1 protein-coding gene is annotated in these 532 nt (G+C 74.4%); it reads right to left on the bottom strand.

The window, feature by feature from the left end; translation table 11 throughout:
- Positions 1-532 (bottom strand): DUF222 domain-containing protein (locus AB4Y94_RS17795; RefSeq protein ID WP_441729353.1); only part of this gene is annotated, 532 nt, incomplete at both ends.

The following is a 532-nucleotide window of genomic DNA, read 5'->3' as shown; positions in this document are numbered from 1 at the left end:
GTCCCGGGCGGTGTCGGGGTCGATCGGCCCGTATCCGTCGAGGTTGCCGGGTTCCTCGGTGACGCCGAGGAGGGTGAGCATCGGGACGGTGACGATCAGGTCGGGTTTGGTGCCCCGGAACCGGTCCCGCCCCGCCCCCGGCGCCCTCCGGCCCGAGGTCGGTGCGCCGGTCGTGGTCTCCCCTCCGGTGCCTCCGGTGCCTCCGGTGCCTCCGGTGGTGCCGGTGCCTCCGGTGATGGCGGTGGTGGCGGGGTCGAGGAGGAGGTCGCGGAACACGTCCGGCCGCAGCTGGGTGAGGGTGCGGCCCTCGTCGGGGCCCTGTAATGCCATCGCGTGGGCGGTGACCCGGGTGTGGATCGCGAGCCCGTCCGCGGCGGTGAGGTACGCGCTGAGCCAGCCCATCCCGTCCCGGGCGGGCGTGAACGTCAACGACCGGCCGGTCACGCCGCGTTCGTGGCGGGCGGTGATCGAGTCCGGGTCCAGCCGCTCCCGGGCCTTGCGGACCTTCCGGTCGAACTGGGACGGGCTGGCT

The organism is Glaciibacter sp. 2TAF33 (assembly GCF_052114945.1).
Taxonomy (GTDB): Bacteria; Actinomycetota; Actinomycetes; order Actinomycetales; family Microbacteriaceae; genus Cryobacterium.
The sequence above is the reverse complement of the archived record's forward strand: the minus strand, read 5'-3'. Positions and strand labels throughout refer to the sequence as shown.